The organism is Bacillus sp. TE8-1, assembly GCF_008368855.1.
GTDB classification, from domain to species: Bacteria; Bacillota; Bacilli; order Bacillales; family Bacillaceae_G; genus Bacillus_A; species Bacillus_A cereus.
On record NZ_QPET01000026.1, the window covers coordinates 20,227 to 41,885 of the forward strand.

Here is a 21,659-nt window from a genome sequence, read left to right on the forward strand (position 1 = left end):
ATGTTGTCGCTTTGGCATGTCCAAAGCATTTTTCTGTTTTCCTTTTCCAAAATATTTGCATAAAATAGAATGACTTGCTCTTTATGTTGAGAGGAGTTTTAAAAATGATAGGTTTATTAGAGCAATTTTATAAAAATGAAGAGATACAATCGGTTATTAATGGATTAGAAGATGGGTTAAAAGAACAACTTATATCAGGGATGGCAACGTCTTCTCGTTCATTATTAATGGCGGCTTTATATAAAAAAACAAAAAAATCACAATTAATCGTGACGCATAACTTATACCAAGCACAAAAAGTACATGAAGATTTAGTGGCGTTACTTGGTGAAAAAGATGTGTGGTTATATCCAGTGAATGAACTGATAGCATCGGAAATTGGAGTTGCAAGTCCAGAATTGAAGGCGCAACGTATAGAAGTGTTAAATCGCTTGGCTGCGGGAGAGAATGGAATCATTGTAGCGCCAGTGGCAGGATTGCGTAGATTTTTACCAATAAAAGAATTGTGGAAGCAAAAGCAAGTTGAAATCAATCTAGGGCAAGAGATTGATTTAGATGCGCTCTTGCATACTTTACATCATATTGGCTATGAACGTAAGTCGATGGTAGAAGCTCCAGGGGAGTTCAGTTTGCGTGGGGGAATATTAGATATTTATCCTTTAACTGAAGAACTACCATTTCGTATTGAATTCTTTGATACAGAAGTCGATTCTATTCGATTATTTGATGTGGATGAACAGCGTTCTCAAGGTAAAAAAGAAAGCGTTAGGTTTGGTCCAGCAACAGAGTTTTTATTTTCACAGGAAGAATTAAAATCAGGAATTCAGCATCTTGAAGAAGGTTTGACTAAGACGATGCAAAAACTTTCTGATGATAAACTAAAGACTACAGTGCTTGAGACGGTAAGTCATGAAATTGAGATGTTGAAAAACGGGCAAAGTATAGAACAGATGTTTAAATACTTATCTATTTTCTATAAAGAACCTGCTAGTCTGATAGATTATTTACCAGAAGACGGTGTTGTAATTTTAGACGAGATTTCCCGTATTCAAGAAACAGCATCGCATCTTGAAACAGAAGAGGCGGAATGGTATATATCACTTCTTGGTGAAGGAACAATTATTCAAGATTTATCTTTCTCTCACCCATTCGAGGGGTTTCTTCATCATAAAAAAAGAAGTTTTGTATATTTAACGTTATTCTTGCGTCATATCGCACACACACATCCGCAAAATATTGTTAATGTAACATGTAAAACAATGCAAGATTTCCATGGACAGATGAATTTGTTAAAAACAGAAATTGATAGATGGAATGAAGGGCATTTTACGACTGTTGTACTTGGAACAGATGATGAACGTGTGAAAAAATTACAACATATTTTAAGTGATTATGATATTGAGGCAGATATTGTAGAAGGTACAGATATTTTATTGCCTGGAAGGTTACAAATTGCTGTAGGTGATTTACATGCAGGTTTTGAAATGCCGATGCAAAAGCTTGTTGTCATTACTGAAAAGGAGCTTTTTCATAAGAAAGTTAAAAAATCACAACGTAAACAAAAGTTATCGAATGCTGAACGTATTAAAAATTATTCGGAATTAAAAGTTGGAGATTATGTAGTTCATGTAAATCATGGTATAGGTAAATTTTTAGGTATTGAGACATTAGAGATTAATGGTGTTCATAAAGATTATTTAAATATTAAATATCAAGGTAATGATAAGCTATACGTTCCAATTGAACAAATTGATCAAGTTCAAAAATATGTAGGATCTGAAGGTAAGGATCCGAAAGTTTATAAATTAGGTGGTAATGATTGGAAGAAGGTTAAAACGAAAGTTGAAAAATCTGTACAAGACATTGCGGATGACCTAATTAAACTATATGCTGAGCGCGAAGCTTCAAAAGGCTATGCATATACGCCAGATACGGCAGAACAACAAGAGTTCGAATCATCTTTCCCGTATCAAGAGACAGAGGATCAGTTACGTTCTATTGACGAGATTAAAAAAAGATATGGAACGCGGACGCCCAATGGATAGGCTCCTTTGTGGTGACGTAGGATATGGAAAGACTGAAGTGGCTATTCGTGCGGCATTTAAAGCAATTATGGATGAAAAACAAGTTGCAATTTTAGTACCGACAACGATTCTTGCGCAGCAACACTATGAAACAATTCGAGAGCGTTTTCAAGATTATCCGATCAATATAGGCTTATTAAGTAGATTCCGTACGAGAAAACAACAAAATGAAACAATTAAGGGCTTAAAGGATGGAACAGTAGATATTGTAATCGGAACACATCGTATTTTATCTAAAGATGTTACGTATAAAGATTTAGGGCTTCTTATTATTGATGAAGAACAAAGATTTGGTGTAACACATAAAGAAAAAATTAAACAATTGAAGGCGAATGTTGACGTATTAACATTAACGGCAACTCCGATTCCGCGGACGCTTCATATGTCTATGCTTGGTGTGCGCGACTTATCTGTTATTGAGACACCACCAGAAAATCGTTTCCCAGTCCAAACGTATGTAGTAGAGTATAATCCAGCATTAATACGAGAGGCGATAGAGCGAGAGCTTGCAAGAGGTGGTCAAGTTTACTTCCTATATAACCGTGTAGAGGATATTGAAAGAAAAGCGGATGAAATTTCGATGTTAGTTCCAGATGCCCGCGTAACGTACGCACATGGGAAAATGAACGAAAGCGAATTAGAGTCTGTTATGCTATCATTTTTAGAAGGACAGCATGATGTTCTTGTAAGTACAACAATTATTGAGACGGGTGTAGATATTCCGAATGTAAATACGTTAATTGTATTTGATGCAGATCGTATGGGATTATCACAGTTGTATCAGCTTCGTGGGCGTGTTGGACGTTCTAATCGTGTTGCATATGCATACTTTGCATATAAACGTGACAAAGTGCTGTCAGAGGTTGCAGAGAAGCGTCTACAAGCAATTAAAGAGTTCACGGAACTTGGATCTGGTTTCAAAATTGCTATGAGAGATTTATCTATTCGTGGAGCAGGTAATTTGTTAGGGGCAGAACAGCATGGATTTATTGATTCTGTCGGATTTGATTTATATTCTCAAATGTTAAAAGATGCAATTGAACAGCGTAGAGGAACAGATGGGGCTGAAAATATAGTTAATGTTGAAATTGACTTAGAGGTAGATGCATATTTACCAGATGCTTATATTTCAGATAGTAAGCAAAAAATTATGATGTATAAACAATTTAGAGGTGTTTCTGCAATTGAGGATATTGAAGAATTGCAGGAAGAAATGATCGATAGATTTGGCGATTATCCACAAGAAGTTGGTTATTTATTACAAATTGCAAATATTAAAGTGTTGGCAATGAAAGAACAAATTGAATTAATTAAGCAGAATAAATTTGAAGTAACATTCCTGTTTTCTGAACAAGCAAGCCAAAATATTGATGGTGGAAAATTATTCATGCTCGGAAATAGTTTTGGACGTATGATCGGTTTAGGAATGGAAGGATCACAATTGAAAATTGTTATGAAAACAAATGGCTTAGAGACATCGAAGTGGTTAACAATTGCTGAAAATTTATTAAAAGGCTTACCAGATGTAAAAAAAGAAGTAATAAATGCCTAAAATAAGATAAAAAAATACAATTCGACGTGCATAGAAGAACTAATGTGTAAAATACTATGTCTAACAGTTGGTGATTTTTACATGAACAGGTAAATTCACCACTTTGATCATCAGTAGAAAGTGAGGCAGCATTAGAATGAAAGCAACTGGAATCGTACGTCGAATTGATGATTTAGGCAGGGTAGTAATCCCGAAGGAAATTCGTAGAACCTTACGTATTCGAGAAGGAGACCCACTAGAAATATTTGTTGATCGCGATGGAGAGGTAATTTTAAAGAAGTATTCTCCAATTAGTGAGCTAGGTGATTTTGCAAAAGAATATGCTGATGCTTTATATGACAGCTTAGGACATAATGTGCTTGTGTGTGATCGAGATTCTATCATCGCAGTATCAGGCGTATCGAAAAAAGAATACTTAAATAAAAGTGTTGGCGATCTAATTGAAAAAACGATGGAAGAACGAAAGTCTGTTATTATGACGGATGAAAGTGATATTTCCATTATTGATGGTGTAACAGAAAAGGTTCATTCTTATACAGTTGGACCGATTGTTGCAAACGGAGATCCGATTGGAGCCGTCATTATTTTCTCGAAAGAAGCCATTATAAGCGAGATCGAGCATAAAGCGGTTAATACTGCTGCCAGTTTCTTAGCGAAACAAATGGAACAGTAAGGGTATATTGATTTTAGAAGTAGCAATCTTTCCTAATTATGATCTTTCTTTTTGAGAAATCAATTATTTGGAGATATATGTATATTGAATGAAGGTAGCACTTTGCTACCTTTTTTCGTTGAATATTTTTAACATGTAGGAACTCATTATTACCCGTGTTGGTAAGGGAGTTTGTTCTTTTCTTTATGATATAATACGAGAGGTGAGAATAGAAAAAGGAGTTTTCTTGTATGGAAGCGAAGAAGTATCAAGCCTTTTGGCGTGGGGCTATTATATTAACGATTGCAAGTTTTGTTACAAAAGTATTAAGCGCTTTTTACCGTATTCCATATCAAAATATAGCGGGGGATATTGGGTTTTATATTTACCAACAAATTTACCCGTTTTATGGATTTTGTTTAATTTTAGCTACTTATGGATTTCCTGTTATCATTTCGAAAATGGTTGCAGAACGACTAGAGCGGGGAAAACAAAAAGAAGCAGAAGAAATTATTTGTGTATCTTTTTGGTTCTTATTAGGAATTGGTTTTATAGGCTTCTTTACATTGTTTTTTGGGGCCGAAACAATTGCGGCAGCTATGGGCGATATACACTTAGATAAGTTACTACGTGTTATTTCATTTTCATTCTTATTGATGCCATTTTTGTCTGTAGCAAGAGGGTATTTTCAAGGATTTAATAATATGATGCCAACGGCTGTTTCGCAAGTAATAGAACAAACAATTCGAGTTTCTATTATTGTGTTTTTATCGCTATTCCTAATTGCTCACGGATTTGATTTATATACAGTTGGTGCAGGGGCTATGTTAGGCTCAATTGCGGGTGGACTTATTGGGATTATTGTACTTATATTGTATATGCGTCAAGATTTTCGTTCTATATTCTTCAAAAGTGCAGCGAGAATTAAGGGTAAAAGGAAGATAGTTAAAATCCTTTTTTGGCAGGGGTTAGCGATTTGTGTTAGTAATTTAGTGCTTATTTTTATACAGATGGCTGATTCAGTGTCCTTTTACAGCTTACTTATTGGTGCGGGAGAACAGGCTGAAAATGCAAAGGTATTAAAGGGTGTTTATGATAGAAGTATTCCGCTAATGCAATTAGGTACTGTTGTGACGACTTCTTTCTCGTTGTCACTTATTCCGATTATTACAGCGGCGAAGGAAAGAGGAGATCTTTCCTTTATTCAAGAAAAGGTAAAGTTAGCAATGAAAATAACATTTGTTATTGGACTTGCAGCAGCTATTGGACTAACTTGTATTATTCAACCTACCAATATTATGTTGTTTGAAAACAGTGATGGATCAGATGTTTTATCTATTTTATCGTTATCTATTTTATTTAGTTCATTGTCAATTACGACAGCTTCTATTTTACAAGGATTAGGGCAAACGTTTAAGCCAGCATTATTTGTTGTATTTGGAGGTTGCTTAAAGTTAGCGTTAAATTATATATTCATGCCTTATTTTGGTGTGAAAGGTGCAGCTTTTGCGACTTTATGTGCGTTAATTATAATCTCTGGATTAAATAGTTTGTTGCTTACGAGAGCTGTATCAGGGTCACTTATCAATAAGCGAAATATGTTAGGGATAGTAATTAGTGGTATTTGTATGGGATTTGTATTAATGGTGTTCACACGTGTGTTACAGATGTCTGGATTAGTAATTAATACGGAACATAGAGGAAGCGCGACGCTTGAAGCGTTGTTAGGTGTAGCCATCGGCGGATTGACATATATGTTTTTTATTTTGAAATTACGTGTATTTACAAAAAAAGAATTAGGAACCGTTATGAAACAAGAGAAAAAAGAAGGTTCATTGAAGAAGAGTGGATAGAGGTGACTGGTTGTGAGTGGAATCATTACTATTTTAGGTTTAGGAGCTGGTGAATTAGATCAGCTAACGATGGGTGTATATCGAAAAATAAAAGAAGCAGACCATCTGTTTGTTAGAACGAAAGAACATCCAGTTATAGAAGAATTGGAGAAAGAAGGCGTACAATATACGTCTTTTGATGCTGTATATGAAGCACATGATACGTTTGAAATTGTATATGAAACAATTGCGAATAAATTGCTAGAACAAGCTGAAGGTACAGAAATTATCTATGCTGTTCCCGGGCATCCACTTGTAGCAGAAAGAACAGTTCAGCTGCTGTTAGAAAAAGGAGAAGTTTCAAATGTTGAAGTGCGAATTGAGGGTGGACAAAGTTTCCTTGATCCTATGTTTGCAAGTCTAAAGATTGATCCGATTGAAGGATTCCAATTACTTGATGCTACATCATTTGAAAGAGGGCAATTAGAACTGCGTCAACATTTAATCTTTTGCCAAGTATATGATGCATTCGTTGCATCTGATGTGAAATTAACATTAATGGAGATGTTACCAGATGATTATGAAGTGTATATCGTAACAGCTGCAGGAACTTCATTTGAACAAGTAAAGAAGGTACCGTTGTACATGTTAGATCATGAAACGGAATTGAATAATTTAACGAGTGTGTACGTGCCGCCAGTTCAGGAGCGTGCGTCCTTGTATCAACAGTTTGATGTTCTTAGAGAAATTATTGCGGAACTTCGTGGTCCAAATGGTTGTCCGTGGGATAAAAAGCAAACACATCAATCATTAAAGAAATATTTAATTGAGGAAGCTTATGAAGTGTTGGAAGCAATCGATGAAGAGGATGATGATCACTTAGTAGAAGAATTAGGTGATATATTATTACAAGTTATGCTTCATGCTCAAATCGGAGAAGATGAAGGTTGGTTCTCTATAGATGATATCATTCGAACTCTATCTGAGAAAATGGTTCGTCGCCATCCGCATGTGTTTGGAAATACGGATGTAAACAGCGCTGATGAAGTGATTGCAAATTGGGAAGAAATTAAAAAACAAGAAAAAGGATTCGTGAAAGAATCTGTTTTAAATGGCGTTCCCAAAAGTTTGCCACAGTTACTACGCGCCTATGAAATTCAGAAGAAAGCTGGTAAGGTTGGATTTGATTGGGTTGATGTGCAACCGATGATAGAGAAAGCTTTGGAAGAATGGCAAGAGTTCCAACAAGAGGTTACAAATATGGATGAGGAAAAGATGCTGGGTGAGTTTGGTGATTTACTATTTGCATTTGTTAATATAGCTCGTCATTACAAAATAGATCCAGAAGAGGCGTTACGTTCAACTAATGAGAAATTTACTGGTCGTTTTTTATACATGGAGGCAAAAGTAGCTGAAATGAATAAAGAGATGAAAGATTTATCATTAGAACAGTTAGATGTTTTATGGGAAGAAGCGAAACAAACAGAGCGTTAATAGGGGGATTTGATATGCGTCTAGATAAGTTTTTAAAAGTATCACGTTTAATTAAAAGAAGAACATTAGCGAAAGAAGTAGCTGATCAAGGAAGAATATCTATTAATGGTCAAGTGGCAAAAGCGAGTTCTGATGTGAAAGTAGCTGATGAATTAACAATTCGTTTTGGTCAAAAAATAGTGACTGTGAAAATAAATGAATTAAAAGAAACAACTAAAAAAGAAGATGCAGCAAATATGTATAGCTTAGTTCGTGAAGAAAAAGTAAAAGCGGAAGAAGGCTTGTTCTAAAATCATTTATCCCCTCATACATTACTATTAGCTAGTAAAAACCTATGGGGGGATTTACGTGAATAATGGTTACTCACCTACGTCTTCTAATCAACAAAATGTTTCTGTAGAGCATGACATTATTATGCGTGGCAGGCGTATAATTGATATTACCGGTGTGAAGCAGGTAGAGAGTTTTGATAGCGAAGAGTTTTTACTAGAGACCGTAATGGGTTTTTTAACGATTCGTGGTCAAAATTTACAAATGAAAAATTTAGATGTGGAAAAAGGTATTGTGTCGATTAAAGGGAAAGTTAATGAGATGCTGTATATTGATGAAAATCAAGGGGAAAAAACTAAAGGTTTCTTTAGTAAGTTGTTTAAATGAGCTTAACAATTCAGTTGTATACAATGCTTTCAATGATTGGAATGGGTGCTTGGATTGGAGCGTCTTTAGATACATATCAACGTTTTTTAAAGCGCCAAGAACGTAAACGTTGGCTTGTATTTATACATGATATATTATTTTGGATTGTCCAAGCATTATTCGTCTTTTATGTATTGCTTCTCGTAAATGAAGCTGAGCTACGTATATATGTGTTTTTGGCATTATTATGTGGTTTTGCGGCATATCAAAGCTTATTGAAGGCACTATACATGAAGCTGTTAAATTTTCTCATCTATATTTTTATGCAAACAACATATTTTTTTGTTCGAATTATACAGCTACTCATGATAAAACCTGTTATTATTATAGCGCAGCTATTTATTGCATTTATATTATTCTTATTTCGTATACTGCTTTCAATTGGACATGTGTTATGGAAAATGGTGATTTGGATATTACTTTTCATATGGAAAGTTTTTTTCTGGCCTGTTCGATTTATTGCTTCGCTCATATGGAAACTTCTCCCTAATCGTGTTAAACTTTTTATAGTGAAACATATAGGGTTCCTGCAATATATAGCAAAATTGAAGGGACATATCTTCCAACTATGGGAGCATATAAAAAAGAAGTTAGGGGGACCTCGGAAATGAGGGAACTGAGACAAAGAACAATCGAAAAACAGAGTCCAAATCCTGTTAAAGAGCATATAATACAAACGGATGAGAACAGGAAGCGACTTTATCGCCGTTTAGCGGTTTTTCTTGTCTTTACTTTTACAATTATTGCGAGTATTAGTGTAACGTTTTATCAACAAAACAGTTCCATTAAAGCAAAAGAAGCAAAAGTTAAGGACATGAAAAAAGAACTGGATTCATTAACGAATAAAGAAAAAAGTCTAAAAGACGAAGTTCAAAAGTTAAATGATGAAGAGTACGTATTAAAGATTGCTAGAAGGGATTATTTCTTCTCTGGTAAAGGGGAGATAATTTTTCCTGTTTCTAAGTAGAGTATGTCTTATTGACACTATATTTTAGGATTATATATAATAAAGTAAAATTTGACTTTTTAACCACTAAGGAGGAGCATTTTTTTTATGTCAATCGAGGTAGGCAGCAAGTTACAGGGTAAAGTAACAGGTATTACAAATTTTGGGGCTTTTGTGGAGCTGCCAGAGGGCTTAACGGGTCTTGTTCATATTAGTGAAGTTGCTGATAACTATGTAAAAGATATTAACGATCACTTAAAAGTGGGCGACCAAGTAGAAGTAAAAGTTATTAATGTTGAAAAAGATGGAAAGATTGGTTTATCTATCAAAAAAGCGAAAGAACGTGAAAAAACAGAAGGAGATCGTCCACGTGGTGAATACCAACGCGGTGGTGATCAACAACGTTCTGGACGTCCACAACGTAATAATCGCTCTTTCAACAGAGATAATCGCGGTGGCGGTAACGACCGAGCTCCGAAGGAAACATTTGAGCAAAAGATGGCACGCTTCTTAAAAGATAGCGAAGATCGTTTAACTTCTTTAAAGCGTAACACAGAGTCTAAACGTGGTGGCCGTGGCGCGCGTCGCGGATAATAAGGACGTTTAGTTTTTAACATATAGAGAGGTACCCAGAGTGATGGCTCAGGGTGCTTTTTTATATGTAAAAAATATTTTCAAAAAAGTTTTTGAGATGTGTTGACTTTAATCAGTATCTGATGTAAGATACTAATTGTCCGTTAAATAAGACGACATGGCGGTGTAGCTCAGCTGGCTAGAGCGTACGGTTCATACCCGTGAGGTCGGGGGTTCGATCCCCTCCGCCGCTATATTTAATTTAACGGCCCGTTGGTCAAGTGGTTAAGACACCGCCCTTTCACGGCGGTAACACGGGTTCGAATCCCGTACGGGTCATCTAAAAAGATCATGCAAATTTGCATGATCTTTTTTTGTTAAATAAATTAAGATATACAACACTTCTACAAAATCACCCTATATTTTCTGAATATTTAATTAAAATATCGAAAATAACTTACATACCCTGTATATCTGTAGAGTTATTTCGAATAAAAAGTCGAACGATTATAAAAGTGAAAACTGTTGTTTTGACAAAAAAACCAACAATCATCTTTTATAATGACAGTAATTAAACTATGCAGGTGGTGTTAAAAATATGCCTAAAGCAGGAAGGAATACTATGAATACAAGTGCATTGGCAATGAATGAGAGTCAGCTTGGTGGAATAAAGTGGACGAGTAAGTTGCGAATGAAATTTGAGCAAGTTTTCTTTAGATGGGGATTTATTATTGTTGTTATTGGTTTTCTTTTGGGACGAGCATATATATTAACAAATATTTTACCGTTTGCACTGCCATTTTTTGCTGCTGTTTATGTTATGAAGCGGGATAAGATGCCGCTAGCATTTTTAGCTCTAATGGGAGGAGCTCTTTCAGTATCGATAGATAATTTGTTTTTTACCTTTGCATCTATCTTTACCTTCTTCATTTATAATATCTTCTTTAGTCGATTTACACGTAAAACTGTTGGACTTGTTCCATTTCAAGTATTTATCTCCGCATTAACCGCACACTTAGTTGTTGTATATTTTGCGCAACAAACTGTCACCATGTACGATTTACTCGTTAGTACCATTGAGGCTGGACTTAGTTTTGTATTAACTATGATATTTTTACAAAGTGTCCCGCTTTTAGTGGAAAGGAAAGGAAAACAACAGGCATTAGAGACGGAAGAAATTGTTTGTTTGATTATATTACTAGCATCTGTTTTAACGGGTACAACAGATTGGTTTGTATATGATGCTTCTATTCAACATATTTTTACAAGGTATTTAGTGCTAGTATTTGCATTTATTGCGGGTGCTGCCACAGGGTCTACAGTGGGGGTTGTAACAGGACTAATATTAAGTTTAGCAAATGTGTCTAGCTTGTCTCAGCTTAGCCTTCTTGCTTTTTCTGGATTGCTTGGTGGATTGTTAAAAGAAGGAAAGCGTTTAGGTGTTAGTTTAGGTTTATTAATTGGGACAAGCTTAATTACATTATATGTAGACAAACAGACAAATATTGTAACAACTTTAATTGAGTCAGGTGTAGCGATTGTTATCTTCTTATTAACACCGAAGCTTGTTTTGGATCGTATTGCTAAATTTATGCCAGGTACACAAGAGCATTCGCAAGATCAACAACAATATTTAAGAAGGATGCGTGATGTTACAGCAAATAAAATCAACCAGTTTGCAAATGTATTTGCTGCTTTATCTAATAGCTTTTCTGTATATGGGTATGTAGAGGAAGAAGATAAAGAGACAGAAGCAGATTTGTTTTTGAGTACAATTACTGCGAAAACATGTCAAACATGCTTTAAAAAGGATCAATGCTGGGTAGTGAATTTTGATAAAACGTACGATTATATGAAACAAATAATGAATGAAACGGAAGAAGGAACCCTGCAACATAATCGTAAATTAGTTCGTGAGTGGGACAAGCATTGTGTGAGAGGGAAAAAAGTGACGGATTTAGTAGCCGGTGAATTAGATCACTTCTATGAGGGACAAAAATTACGAAAACAAATGAAGGAAAATCGTAGAATAGTAGCGGAGCAACTATTAGGTGTATCAAAGGTTATGGAGGATTTTGCTAAGGAGATACAACGAGAGCGTGAAAATCATCAAGTGCAGGAAGAACAGATTATGCAAGCGTTCCGAGATTTTGGTGTTGAAGTAGAGCATGTTGATATTTATTGTTTAGATAGAGGAAGTATTGATATTGAAATGTTAATTCCAGTTGCATCTAATGAACATGGTGAGTGTGAAAAGTTAGTTGCACCGATGCTTTCAGATATCCTTAAAGAAAATATTGTCGTTAAACATGAAGAAAAGTCGTCTTATCCAAATGGCCATAGTTTAATATCATTTGGTTCGGCGAAGACGTATTCTCTTGATACAGGATTGGCTACAGCTGCAAAAGGCGGTGGATTTGTTTCGGGTGACTCTTATGCGATGATGGATTTAAGTGTTGGTAAATATGCACTTGCGATTAGTGATGGTATGGGTAATGGGCAAAGAGCTCATATGGAAAGTAAGGAAACGGTGAAATTATTACAAAAAATACTCCAATCAGGCATTGATGAAGAAATAGCAATTAAGTCTATCAATTCAATTCTTTCTTTGAGAACGACAGAAGAAATGTTTACGACATTAGATTTAGCTATGGTAGATTTGCGGGATGCGAGTGCAAGGTTTTTAAAGATTGGATCGACGCCGAGTTTTGTTAAACGCGCAAATAATATTTTGAAAATTGAAGCAAGTAATTTGCCGATGGGAATCATCGAAGATGTTGAAGTTGATGTGGTGGGTGAACAATTAAAAACGGGCGATATTCTTATTATGATGAGCGATGGGATTTTTGAAGGAGCACAGCATGTGGAGAATCATGAATTGTGGATGAAACGAAAAATTAAAGAATTGCAAACCGAAGACCCGCAAGAAATTGCTGATATCATTATGGAAGAAGTGATTCGCTCTTGTGATGGTTATATAAATGATGATATGACTATTGTAGTGGCAAAAGTGAAGAAAAATATGCCGAAGTGGGCTACGATTCCGATTGTAGGAATGCAGGCGCAGTAAAATGTAAGTGGAATGTTTATCTATAATTTGATTTTAAAAACCTAGGTGAATACCTAGGTTTTTTTGTGGGAAAAGGTAATGTTATTAATTTTGTGAATATACACGGAGGATGTAAGATAAAAATGTAATTTTTGTATATCTTTTTTTTGCACAATGTTTGTAAAAGTTGTACCATTGTAGACAAGGTGACTAAGGTTGCTGTTCTTGTTTAATGAAAGGTGATTACGAAGTTGAAAGATACATTTGTTGAAAAAGTAGATGACTTTGTAAAGCAGCATGATGTATTAAAGAATGATTCAACAATTGTTGTGGGAGTTTCTGGTGGTCCTGACTCGTTAGCGCTTTTATATTATTTATTAGAAAAAAGAGCGGAAAAACAGTTGGAAATTGTAGTTGCTCATGTGGATCATATGTTTAGAGGTGATGAATCTTATGAGGATTTACAGTTTGTGCAGGGCCTTTGTGAAGAACTGGGAATTATTTGTGAAACGATAAGGATTAATGTATCACAATATCAACAGCAATACGGAATGAATGCACAGGTTGCTGCGAGAGAATGCAGATATGCATTTTTGGAAAGAATAATGAAGAAATATGATGCGAGATATGTTGCTCTTGGACATCATGGAGATGATCAAGTCGAGACAATTTTAATGCGTCTTGTAAGAGGGAGTACTCCGAAAGGATATGCAGGAATTGCAGTGAAGCGTCCTTTTCATAATGGATATTTAATTAGGCCGTTACTTGGCGTAACGAAGGAAGAAATTGTTGATTACTGTAATAAGCTAAATTTAATGCCACGTATAGATCCGAGTAATAAAAAGGAAGTATATACAAGGAATCGATTACGTAAATATGTCCTTCCTCATTTGAAAGAAGAAAATCCACAAATGCATGAGAAATTCCAAAAATTTAGCGTGCAGATGCAAGAGGATGAGGCTTATTTGCAGGAATTAGCTTTTGAGAAAATGAATAAAGTAATTACAAAAAAAAGTGATAAACAAATTAGCTTATCAATTCCTGCCTTTGAATCCATGTCTATGCCTTTACAAAGAAGAGGGATTCAACTAATATTAAACTATCTTTATGAATATAAGATTCCATCTTCTCTTTCTTCTATACATATTGACAAGTTGATTGAGTTTTTTAAGCGGACACAACCTTCAGGTTCACTTGATTTTCCGGGTGATTTGAAAATTGTTCGTTCATACGAGGAGTGTAGCTTTAGATTTAAACAAGAAATTGTCTCTCCTTTTTCACAAGATTTATTAGTACCCGGGACCATTACGCTATTGAACGGGGATGAATTTGTAACAGAGGTGAGCGAAGATATACCAAGTAACATGAATGAAACAGTATTTGTTGCTAAGTATAATGATATATCATATCCACTTCGTATTCGTTCTAGAGAAAATGGAGATCGCATGTCAATACAAGGTATGAATGGTACGAAAAAGATAAAAGCTATTTTTATCGAAGCGAAAGTACCGAAAGAAAAAAGAGAAGAATGGCCGGTCGTTTGTGATGCAAGTGGGACTATTATTTGGGTACCCTTGTTGAAACGATCTGCATTTGCAATTTCGAAAGAGATGGCAAAGAAGGATAAATATATGATTATTCACTACAAAAGCAAGGAGTCTTCCGGGAGGATAATGAAATGATGAATCAAGATATCGAAAAAGTATTAATTTCTGAAGAGCAAATACAAGAAAAGGTGCGCGAACTAGGTGCAATTATTGCAGAGGATTATAAAAACACAGTACCTCTTGCAATTGGTGTATTAAAAGGCGCAATGCCATTCATGGCAGATTTATTAAAGAGAACAGATACATATCTTGAAATGGATTTTATGGCTGTATCTAGTTACGGTCACTCTACAGTTTCAACAGGCGAAGTGAAAATTTTAAAAGATCTTGATACTTCTGTAGAAGGTCGCGATATTTTAATCGTCGAAGATATTATTGATAGTGGTCTTACACTAAGCTACTTAGTAGACTTATTCAAATATCGTAAAGCGAAGTCTGTAAAAATTGTTACATTATTAGATAAGCCAACAGGCCGTAAGGTTGATCTGAAAGCGGATTATGTTGGATTTACTGTTCCACATGAATTTGTAGTAGGATATGGATTAGATTATAAAGAGCAATACCGTAATCTTCCTTATGTAGGCGTATTAAAACCAAGCGTTTACTCAAATTAATTAAATATAGGCTTCACAATTGTATAGGAAAGTTTTTCTATGTTACGATTTACTATAGTGTTTATGCCGTGAGAGGAGGTTAGGAATGAATCGTATCTTCCGTAATACCATCTTTTATTTACTGATATTCTTAGTAGTAATTGGAATCGTGAGCTATTTTAATGGTTCGACACAAAAAACGACATCAGTTAGCTACGACAAATTCATTACTAAACTAGAAAGCGGTGAAGTGCGTAATGTGCAACTTCAACCGAAAAATGGTGTATTTGAGGTAAAAGGACAATTTAATAACTCTAGCCAAGGAGAACAATTTGTTACTTATGCACCAAATACTGAGGAATTACAAAAGAAAATTAATGATAAAGCGAAAGGTGCCGAAGTTAAGTATCAACCAGCAGAAGAAACAAGTGCTTGGGTAACATTCTTTACTTCAATCATTCCATTTGTCATCATCTTCATTTTATTCTTCTTCTTATTAAACCAAGCTCAAGGCGGCGGTAGCCGTGTTATGAACTTCGGGAAAAGTAAGGCGAAGTTATATAATGATGAAAAGAAAAAAGTTCGTTTCAGAGATGTTGCTGGTGCGGATGAAGAGAAACAAGAACTTGTTGAGGTAGTTGAATTCTTGAAAGACCCTCGTAAGTTCTCTGAAGTTGGTGCTCGTATTCCAAAGGGTGTCCTATTAGTTGGACCTCCAGGTACAGGTAAAACTTTATTAGCACGTGCTGTTGCAGGTGAGGCTGGCGTTCCATTCTTCTCTATCAGTGGTTCTGACTTCGTAGAGATGTTTGTCGGTGTCGGTGCCTCACGTGTACGTGATTTATTTGAAAATGCAAAGAAAAATGCTCCTTGTATCATTTTCATTGATGAAATTGATGCAGTAGGTCGTCAACGTGGCGCAGGTCTTGGTGGTGGTCATGATGAGCGTGAGCAAACATTGAACCAATTACTTGTTGAAATGGATGGATTCGGTGCAAACGAAGGTATTATTATCATTGCTGCGACAAACCGTCCAGACATTCTTGACCCAGCGTTATTACGTCCAGGTCGTTTTGACCGTCAAATTACAGTAGATCGTCCAGATGTAAATGGCCGTGAAGCTGTACTGAAAGTACATGCGCGTAATAAACCACTTGATGAGCATATTAATTTAAGAGCGATTGCGACTCGTACACCAGGATTCTCTGGTGCGGATCTTGAAAACTTATTAAACGAAGCTGCTTTAGTAGCTGCACGTCAAGATAAGAAGAAAATTGATATGAGTGATATCGATGAAGCGACGGATCGTGTTATTGCAGGTCCAGCTAAGAAAAGTCGTGTTATCTCTGAAAAAGAACGTAATATCGTTGCTTTCCATGAAGCAGGTCATACTGTAATTGGTGTTGTTCTCGATGAAGCAGATGTCGTTCATAAAGTAACAATTGTCCCTCGTGGTCAGGCTGGTGGATATGCGGTAATGCTTCCGAAAGAAGATCGTTACTTCATGACGAAACCAGAGTTACTTGATAAAATCACTGGTTTACTTGGTGGCCGAGTAGCTGAGGAGATTGTATTTGGTGAAGTGAGTACAGGTGCTCATAATGACTTCCAACGTGCGACTGGTATTGCAAGACGTATGGTTACGGAATTTGGTATGAGTGACAAACTTGGACCGATGCAATTTGGTAGCTCGCAAGGTGGTCAAGTGTTCTTAGGAAGAGACTTCCACTCAGAACAAAACTATAGTGATGCGATTGCACATGAAATCGATATGGAAATGCAATCAATTATGAAAGAATGTTATGCTCGTGCAAAACAAATTCTTACTGAAAACCGTGATAAACTAGATATTATCGCACAAACGTTACTTGAAGTAGAAACATTAGATGCAGAGCAAATCAATCATTTATGTGATTACGGCAGATTGCCAGAACGTCCAACATCTTCAGATGATGTGAAAGTAAACATCAACATGAAGAAAGACGATGAAGATAAAGAAGATAAGTAAGAAGTGAAGGAGTGACTATCGTCACTCCTTTTTTGTTTGTTAAAATCTTTGTTAATTACTATTGAGAACTTAGTGGATAAAGTAATTTAAGTAAAACTAGTATTAAAAATTGAAATAGAGAGCAATCTTTTTGTAAAATGATGAGGGTAGGAAAGCTGATTATATAAGTATGTGTGATATGATGTTTTTATAAGTTTTATACATACTGCACAAATATAGATTAAATAAGATAAGTGGTGAGAATATGATTTTTGTATTGGATGTAGGGAACACAAATGCTGTACTAGGTGTGTTTGAAGAGGGGGAACTTCGTCAGCATTGGCGCATGGAAACAGATCGTCATAAGACAGAAGATGAATATGGAATGCTTGTAAAGCAATTGCTTGAGCATGAGGGTCTTTCGTTTGAAGATGTGAAAGGTATTATTGTGTCTTCAGTCGTACCGCCAATTATGTTTGCTTTAGAGCGCATGTGTGAAAAATATTTTAAAATTAAACCGCTTGTAGTAGGGCCTGGGATAAAAACAGGACTAAATATTAAATATGAAAATCCGCGTGAAGTAGGCGCAGACCGAATTGTAAATGCAGTAGCAGGAATCCACTTATATGGAAGTCCGCTCATTATTGTTGATTTTGGTACGGCTACTACATATTGTTATATTAACGAAGAAAAACATTATATGGGTGGAGTTATTACGCCAGGAATTATGATTTCAGCAGAGGCTTTATATAGCAGAGCAGCAAAACTTCCTCGTATCGAAATTACAAAACCAAGCAGTGTTGTTGGGAAAAATACAGTAAGTGCGATGCAATCTGGTATTCTTTATGGTTATGTTGGACAAGTGGAAGGTATTGTTAAGCGTATGAAAGAAGAAGCTAGACAAGAACCTAAAGTTATTGCAACAGGTGGATTGGCAAAATTAATTTCCGAAGAATCGAATGTAATTGATATTGTAGATCCGTTTTTAACGTTAAAAGGTTTGTATATGTTATATGAACGTAATGCAAATTTACAGCATGAGAAAGGTGAATAAATACGTATGAAAGATTATTTAGTAAAAGCGTTAGCATTTGATGGAGAAGTGCGTGCGTATAGTGTGCGTACAACAAATACAGTAAGTGAGGCGCAAAGACGTCATGATACATGGAGAACAGCTTCAGCGGCACTAGGGCGTTCCTTGACTGCGGGTACAATGATGGGCGCAATGTTAAAGGGCGAGCAAAAGTTAACGATTAAGGTAGAAGGTAACGGTCCAATTGGCCCTATCTTAGTAGATGCTCATGCAAATGGAGATGTACGTGGTTATGTAACGAATCCGCATGTTGATTTTGAAGGAACAGAACAAGGGAAGTTACGTGTATATCAAGCGGTAGGTACAGAGGGGTTTGTAACTGTAATTAAAGATATTGGAATGCGTGAGCCGTTTATTGGTCAATCTCCAATCGTTTCAGGAGAATTAGGAGAAGACTTTACGTATTATTTTGCAGTTTCTGAACAAACGCCTTCTTCTGTAGGTGTTGGTGTTCTTGTAAATGGAGATGATAGCATATTAGCGGCAGGTGGATTCATCCTTCAAATTATGCCGGGTGCCCAAGATGAAACGATTTCATTTATTGAAGACCGTTTACAAAAGATTCCACCTGTATCAACGTTGATTGAACAAGGTCTTTCTCCGGAAGAGCTACTATATGCAGTTCTTGGAGAAGATAAAGTAAAAGTATTAGAAACAATGGATGTTCAATTTAATTGCACATGCTCACGCGAGCGTATTGAGAGTGTATTAATTAGTTTAGGTAAAACAGAGTTAGAGCAAGTTCGTGAAGAAGAGGAAGAGACAGAAGTTCACTGTCATTTCTGTAATGAACGATACAAGTTCTCTAAAGAAGATATTACAAATTTAATCGAGAATTTGTAATAAGGGAATTAAGAGGAGCAACCCTCCAAATGAATTGACAAACAGGGAATTTTCTGACAAAATCTAAATATAGATAAAACCAATAAAAATACTCGGTGTTAGGAGTGACAGGAATGCGAGTGGCACAATCAGTTTCAGAATTAATCGGGAAAACGCCGATCGTTAAGTTGAACCGCATCGTAGAATCAGACAGCGCAGATATATACTTAAAATTAGAATTTATGAATCCGGGGAGTAGTGTTAAAGATCGTATCGCATTAGCTATGATTGAAGATGCTGAAAAAAAGGGATTATTAAAAGAGGGCGATACAATCATTGAGCCGACAAGTGGTAACACAGGAATTGGTTTAGCGATGGTAGCGGCTGCTAAAGGATATAATGCAATCTTAGTAATGCCAGAAACAATGAGTATTGAGCGTCGTAATTTATTACGTGCTTACGGTGCGGAATTAGTATTGACTCCAGGGTCTGAAGGAATGGGTGGAGCAATTCGTAAAGCGACTGAATTAGCAAAAGAACATGGCTACTTTATACCACAACAGTTCAAAAACCAATCGAATCCAGAAATTCACCGTTTAACAACAGGTCCAGAAATTATTGAACAAATGGGCGACCAATTAGATGCGTTTATTGCAGGTATTGGTACAGGTGGAACGATTACTGGTGCTGGTGAAGTACTGAAGGAAGCGTATAAAGATATTAAAATTTATGCAGTAGAACCTGCAGATTCACCAGTATTATCTGGTGGGAAGCCAGGTCCACATAAAATCCAAGGAATTGGGGCGGGATTTGTTCCGGAGACGTTGGATGTAGAAGTATATGATGAAATTATTCAAGTGAAAACAGAGCAAGCATTTGAATATGCGAGAAGAGTGGCTAAAGAGGAAGGTATTTTAGTTGGTATCTCTTCAGGCGCAGTTATTTATGCAGCAACAGAAGTTGCGAAAAAGTTAGGTAAAGGGAAAAAGGTACTTGTTATTATCCCAAGTAACGGTGAACGTTATTTAAGTACACCACTTTATCAATTTGAATCCTAATTAAACGCGATTGAAAAAGCATCCTTGAAAAAGGGTGCTTTTTCTTTTGGGATTGGAAATAGGAAAAGAGTGAATGACTAGAAAACTTCATGTAAAATAAGAGGTAGTATAATTAAATTATTTTCACTAGCCTTCGAGTATAATCAATCTCTATATAAATAACTTATGTAGTTTGAGCTGGTTTATCTAAGAGGGTGGGATAAAAGAAGACGGGGTGTTGATATGCAACGAAGAAAATCTTTAGCGCTTTCTATTCCATATCAGTTAGATTTCTTTAAGCAATATAAATTTCTTTCTCAGGGTAAATCGCAACATATTTTGTTAGAAAGCGGCCGTGGCGGTCGTTATAACATTGTAGGGCTGAACCCAGTAGCGGTAATTCGAGGGAAGGATGAAACGTTACATATAAGTGAAAGTGGTAAGGAAACAATAAAACGAGGGAATCCGTTAGATTTAATGCAAGAATATATGGAACAATGGAAGACGGACTATAACCCAGAGTATCCGCCTTTTCAAGGTGGTGCAATTGGCTATTTCAGTTATGACTGTATCCGTTATATTGAAAAGCTGCCTTCTCTTGCGGAAGATGATATTAATATACCTGACATCTTCTTTTTATTATTTGATGACGTATTTGTCTATGATCAAAAAGAACAAGTGTTATGGGTTATTACGCATTATGTAGATAAATATGAAGAGGCGAATGAACGGCTAAATGAGTGGAAGAGTCTTTGGATGACAGAAGCGCCTGAAGTGACCGTGCCTTTTGAAAGTCCTGAAAAGAAAAGTGAAGCAGTTGCTTTTACTGAAGCCAGCTTTATGAAGGCAGTTGAATGTATTCAAGAATATATTGGGGCGGGTGATGTGTTCCAAGTAAACTTGTCGACGAGACAAGAAAGAACGTTACAGACACACCCACTAGAAATTTATACAAGTCTTCGTGAGATTAATCCATCTCCATATATGGGTTACCTGGAGCTTGGGGATTTTCAAATTGTTAGTGGATCGCCAGAGTTGTTAATTAAGAAACAAGGAACTGAAGTAAGTACAAGACCGATTGCTGGAACGAGATCTAGAGGCGCGGATGAGCAAGAGGATGAAGAATTAGCAAGAGAATTAATTGAGAACGAAAAAGAAAGAGCAGAGCATGTAATGCTTGTGGATTTAGAAAGAAATGATTTAGGACGTGTTTGTAAATATGGAACTGTAGAAGTAGATGAATTTATGGTAATTGAGAAATACTCACATGTTATGCATATTGTTTCTAATGTGCGTGGTGAGGTGGAAGAAGATAAGGATGCTTTTGATTTAGTGAAGGCTGTATTCCCTGGGGGAACAATTACTGGTGCCCCAAAAATACGTACGATGGAAATTATTGAGGAATTAGAACCTGTTCGAAGAGGGATTTATACAGGTTCAATCGGTTGGATTGGTTATTCTGGAGATACAGAATTGAATATTGTAATTAGAACACTTCTTGCTAAAGATGGAAAAGCTCATGTACAAGCAGGGGCGGGAATTGTAATTGATTCAAATCCGGAAAATGAATATAAAGAGTCGTTAAAAAAGGCGATTGCTTTATGGCGTGCAAAAGAACGTAGCGAAGAAACGGTTAGGTGAG

The 21,659-nt window shown here is 36.1% G+C and carries 16 protein-coding genes, 2 tRNA genes and 1 pseudogene; all 19 read left to right on the forward strand.

The features are described from left to right. Positions 1 to 104 precede the first annotated feature (104 nt). Positions 105 to 3,636, forward strand: a pseudogene (gene mfd / locus DN404_RS23365) (transcription-repair coupling factor). 136 nt (positions 3,637 to 3,772) lie between these two features. Next, on the forward strand, positions 3,773 to 4,309 hold the full coding sequence (spoVT, locus tag DN404_RS23370) for a stage V sporulation protein T (protein WP_000648302.1): 537 nt from the start codon (positions 3,773 to 3,775) through the stop codon (positions 4,307 to 4,309). 230 nt (positions 4,310 to 4,539) lie between these two features. Beyond that, positions 4,540 to 6,141 (forward strand): putative polysaccharide biosynthesis protein, encoded by a 1,602-nt coding sequence (locus tag DN404_RS23375; RefSeq protein WP_000387579.1) that lies wholly within the window; start codon positions 4,540 to 4,542, stop codon positions 6,139 to 6,141. A gap of 12 nt (positions 6,142 to 6,153) precedes the next feature. Then, entirely contained in the window at positions 6,154 to 7,614 is a 1,461-nt protein-coding gene (gene yabN / locus DN404_RS23380; protein ID WP_000014239.1) for a bifunctional methyltransferase/pyrophosphohydrolase YabN, read from the forward strand. Between the two features lie 14 nt (positions 7,615 to 7,628). Next, the gene (locus DN404_RS23385; RefSeq protein ID WP_001234876.1) at positions 7,629 to 7,904 is read left to right on the forward strand and encodes an RNA-binding S4 domain-containing protein; all 276 of its coding nucleotides are present in this window, start codon (positions 7,629 to 7,631) and stop codon (positions 7,902 to 7,904) included. Positions 7,905 to 7,962: 58 nt separating this feature from the next. Then, a complete protein-coding gene (gene yabP, locus DN404_RS23390; protein WP_001059104.1) occupies positions 7,963 to 8,271 on the forward strand; it encodes a sporulation protein YabP in 309 nt (102 codons plus the stop codon). Further along, entirely contained in the window at positions 8,268 to 8,921 is a 654-nt protein-coding gene (gene yabQ / locus DN404_RS23395; RefSeq protein WP_000059772.1) for a spore cortex biosynthesis protein YabQ, read from the forward strand. The genes yabP and yabQ overlap by 4 nt, the downstream gene beginning before the upstream one ends. Further along, complete coding sequence (gene divIC, locus DN404_RS23400) at positions 8,918 to 9,277, forward strand: cell division protein DivIC (protein WP_001208739.1); 360 nt, start codon at positions 8,918 to 8,920, stop codon at positions 9,275 to 9,277. Before yabQ ends, divIC begins: the two co-directional genes overlap by 4 nt. 87 nt (positions 9,278 to 9,364) lie before the next feature. Then, positions 9,365 to 9,850 (forward strand): S1 domain-containing RNA-binding protein, encoded by a 486-nt coding sequence (locus tag DN404_RS23405; protein WP_000021451.1) that lies wholly within the window; start codon positions 9,365 to 9,367, stop codon positions 9,848 to 9,850. 159 nt (positions 9,851 to 10,009) lie between these two features. Further along, a tRNA-Met gene (locus DN404_RS23410) sits at positions 10,010 to 10,083 on the forward strand. A 13-nt stretch (positions 10,084 to 10,096) separates the two neighbouring features. After that, positions 10,097 to 10,168, forward strand: a tRNA-Glu gene (locus DN404_RS23415). Positions 10,169 to 10,427: 259 nt separating this feature from the next. Further along, positions 10,428 to 12,899 carry a stage II sporulation protein E gene (spoIIE, locus tag DN404_RS23420; RefSeq protein WP_001123552.1) on the forward strand — a complete coding sequence of 824 codons (2,472 nt, stop codon included), beginning with the start codon at positions 10,428 to 10,430 and terminating at the stop codon, positions 12,897 to 12,899. Positions 12,900 to 13,129: 230 nt separating this feature from the next. Further along, the gene (gene tilS / locus DN404_RS23425; RefSeq protein ID WP_000655463.1) at positions 13,130 to 14,560 is read left to right on the forward strand and encodes a tRNA lysidine(34) synthetase TilS; all 1,431 of its coding nucleotides are present in this window, start codon (positions 13,130 to 13,132) and stop codon (positions 14,558 to 14,560) included. Further along, positions 14,557 to 15,099 carry a hypoxanthine phosphoribosyltransferase gene (hpt, locus tag DN404_RS23430; RefSeq protein WP_000981842.1) on the forward strand — a complete coding sequence of 181 codons (543 nt, stop codon included), beginning with the start codon at positions 14,557 to 14,559 and terminating at the stop codon, positions 15,097 to 15,099. Before tilS ends, hpt begins: the two co-directional genes overlap by 4 nt. 85 nt (positions 15,100 to 15,184) lie before the next feature. Next, on the forward strand, positions 15,185 to 17,086 hold the full coding sequence (gene ftsH / locus DN404_RS23435) for an ATP-dependent zinc metalloprotease FtsH (RefSeq protein WP_001079667.1): 1,902 nt from the start codon (positions 15,185 to 15,187) through the stop codon (positions 17,084 to 17,086). Positions 17,087 to 17,330: 244 nt separating this feature from the next. After that, the gene (locus DN404_RS23440; RefSeq protein ID WP_000578368.1) at positions 17,331 to 18,119 is read left to right on the forward strand and encodes a type III pantothenate kinase; all 789 of its coding nucleotides are present in this window, start codon (positions 17,331 to 17,333) and stop codon (positions 18,117 to 18,119) included. Positions 18,120 to 18,125: 6 nt separating this feature from the next. After that, positions 18,126 to 19,001, forward strand: coding sequence for a redox-regulated molecular chaperone HslO (hslO, locus tag DN404_RS23445; RefSeq protein WP_000656372.1), 876 nt, complete (start codon positions 18,126 to 18,128; stop codon positions 18,999 to 19,001). Between the two features lie 113 nt (positions 19,002 to 19,114). Further along, positions 19,115 to 20,038, forward strand: a complete 924-nt coding sequence (gene cysK, locus DN404_RS23450) for a cysteine synthase A (protein WP_149215515.1) — start codon at positions 19,115 to 19,117, stop codon at positions 20,036 to 20,038. Positions 20,039 to 20,260: 222 nt separating this feature from the next. Then, the gene (gene pabB, locus DN404_RS23455) at positions 20,261 to 21,658 is read left to right on the forward strand and encodes an aminodeoxychorismate synthase component I (protein WP_001189722.1); all 1,398 of its coding nucleotides are present in this window, start codon (positions 20,261 to 20,263) and stop codon (positions 21,656 to 21,658) included. Position 21,659 lies beyond the last annotated feature (1 nt).

Coding starts and splice junctions, on each gene's coding strand:
- spoVT (WP_000648302.1), top strand. CDS start 3,773: ATGAAAGCAACTGGAATCGTACGTCGAATTGATGATTTAGGCAGGGTA.
- DN404_RS23405 (WP_000021451.1), top strand. CDS start 9,365: ATGTCAATCGAGGTAGGCAGCAAGTTACAGGGTAAAGTAACAGGTATT.
- DN404_RS23375 (WP_000387579.1), top strand. CDS start 4,540: ATGGAAGCGAAGAAGTATCAAGCCTTTTGGCGTGGGGCTATTATATTA.
- hslO (WP_000656372.1), top strand. CDS start 18,126: ATGAAAGATTATTTAGTAAAAGCGTTAGCATTTGATGGAGAAGTGCGT.
- pabB (WP_001189722.1), top strand. CDS start 20,261: ATGCAACGAAGAAAATCTTTAGCGCTTTCTATTCCATATCAGTTAGAT.
- ftsH (WP_001079667.1), top strand. CDS start 15,185: ATGAATCGTATCTTCCGTAATACCATCTTTTATTTACTGATATTCTTA.
- DN404_RS23385 (WP_001234876.1), top strand. CDS start 7,629: ATGCGTCTAGATAAGTTTTTAAAAGTATCACGTTTAATTAAAAGAAGA.
- divIC (WP_001208739.1), top strand. CDS start 8,918: ATGAGGGAACTGAGACAAAGAACAATCGAAAAACAGAGTCCAAATCCT.
- yabQ (WP_000059772.1), top strand. CDS start 8,268: ATGAGCTTAACAATTCAGTTGTATACAATGCTTTCAATGATTGGAATG.
- cysK (WP_149215515.1), top strand. CDS start 19,115: ATGCGAGTGGCACAATCAGTTTCAGAATTAATCGGGAAAACGCCGATC.
- hpt (WP_000981842.1), top strand. CDS start 14,557: ATGATGAATCAAGATATCGAAAAAGTATTAATTTCTGAAGAGCAAATA.
- DN404_RS23440 (WP_000578368.1), top strand. CDS start 17,331: ATGATTTTTGTATTGGATGTAGGGAACACAAATGCTGTACTAGGTGTG.
- spoIIE (WP_001123552.1), top strand. CDS start 10,428: ATGCCTAAAGCAGGAAGGAATACTATGAATACAAGTGCATTGGCAATG.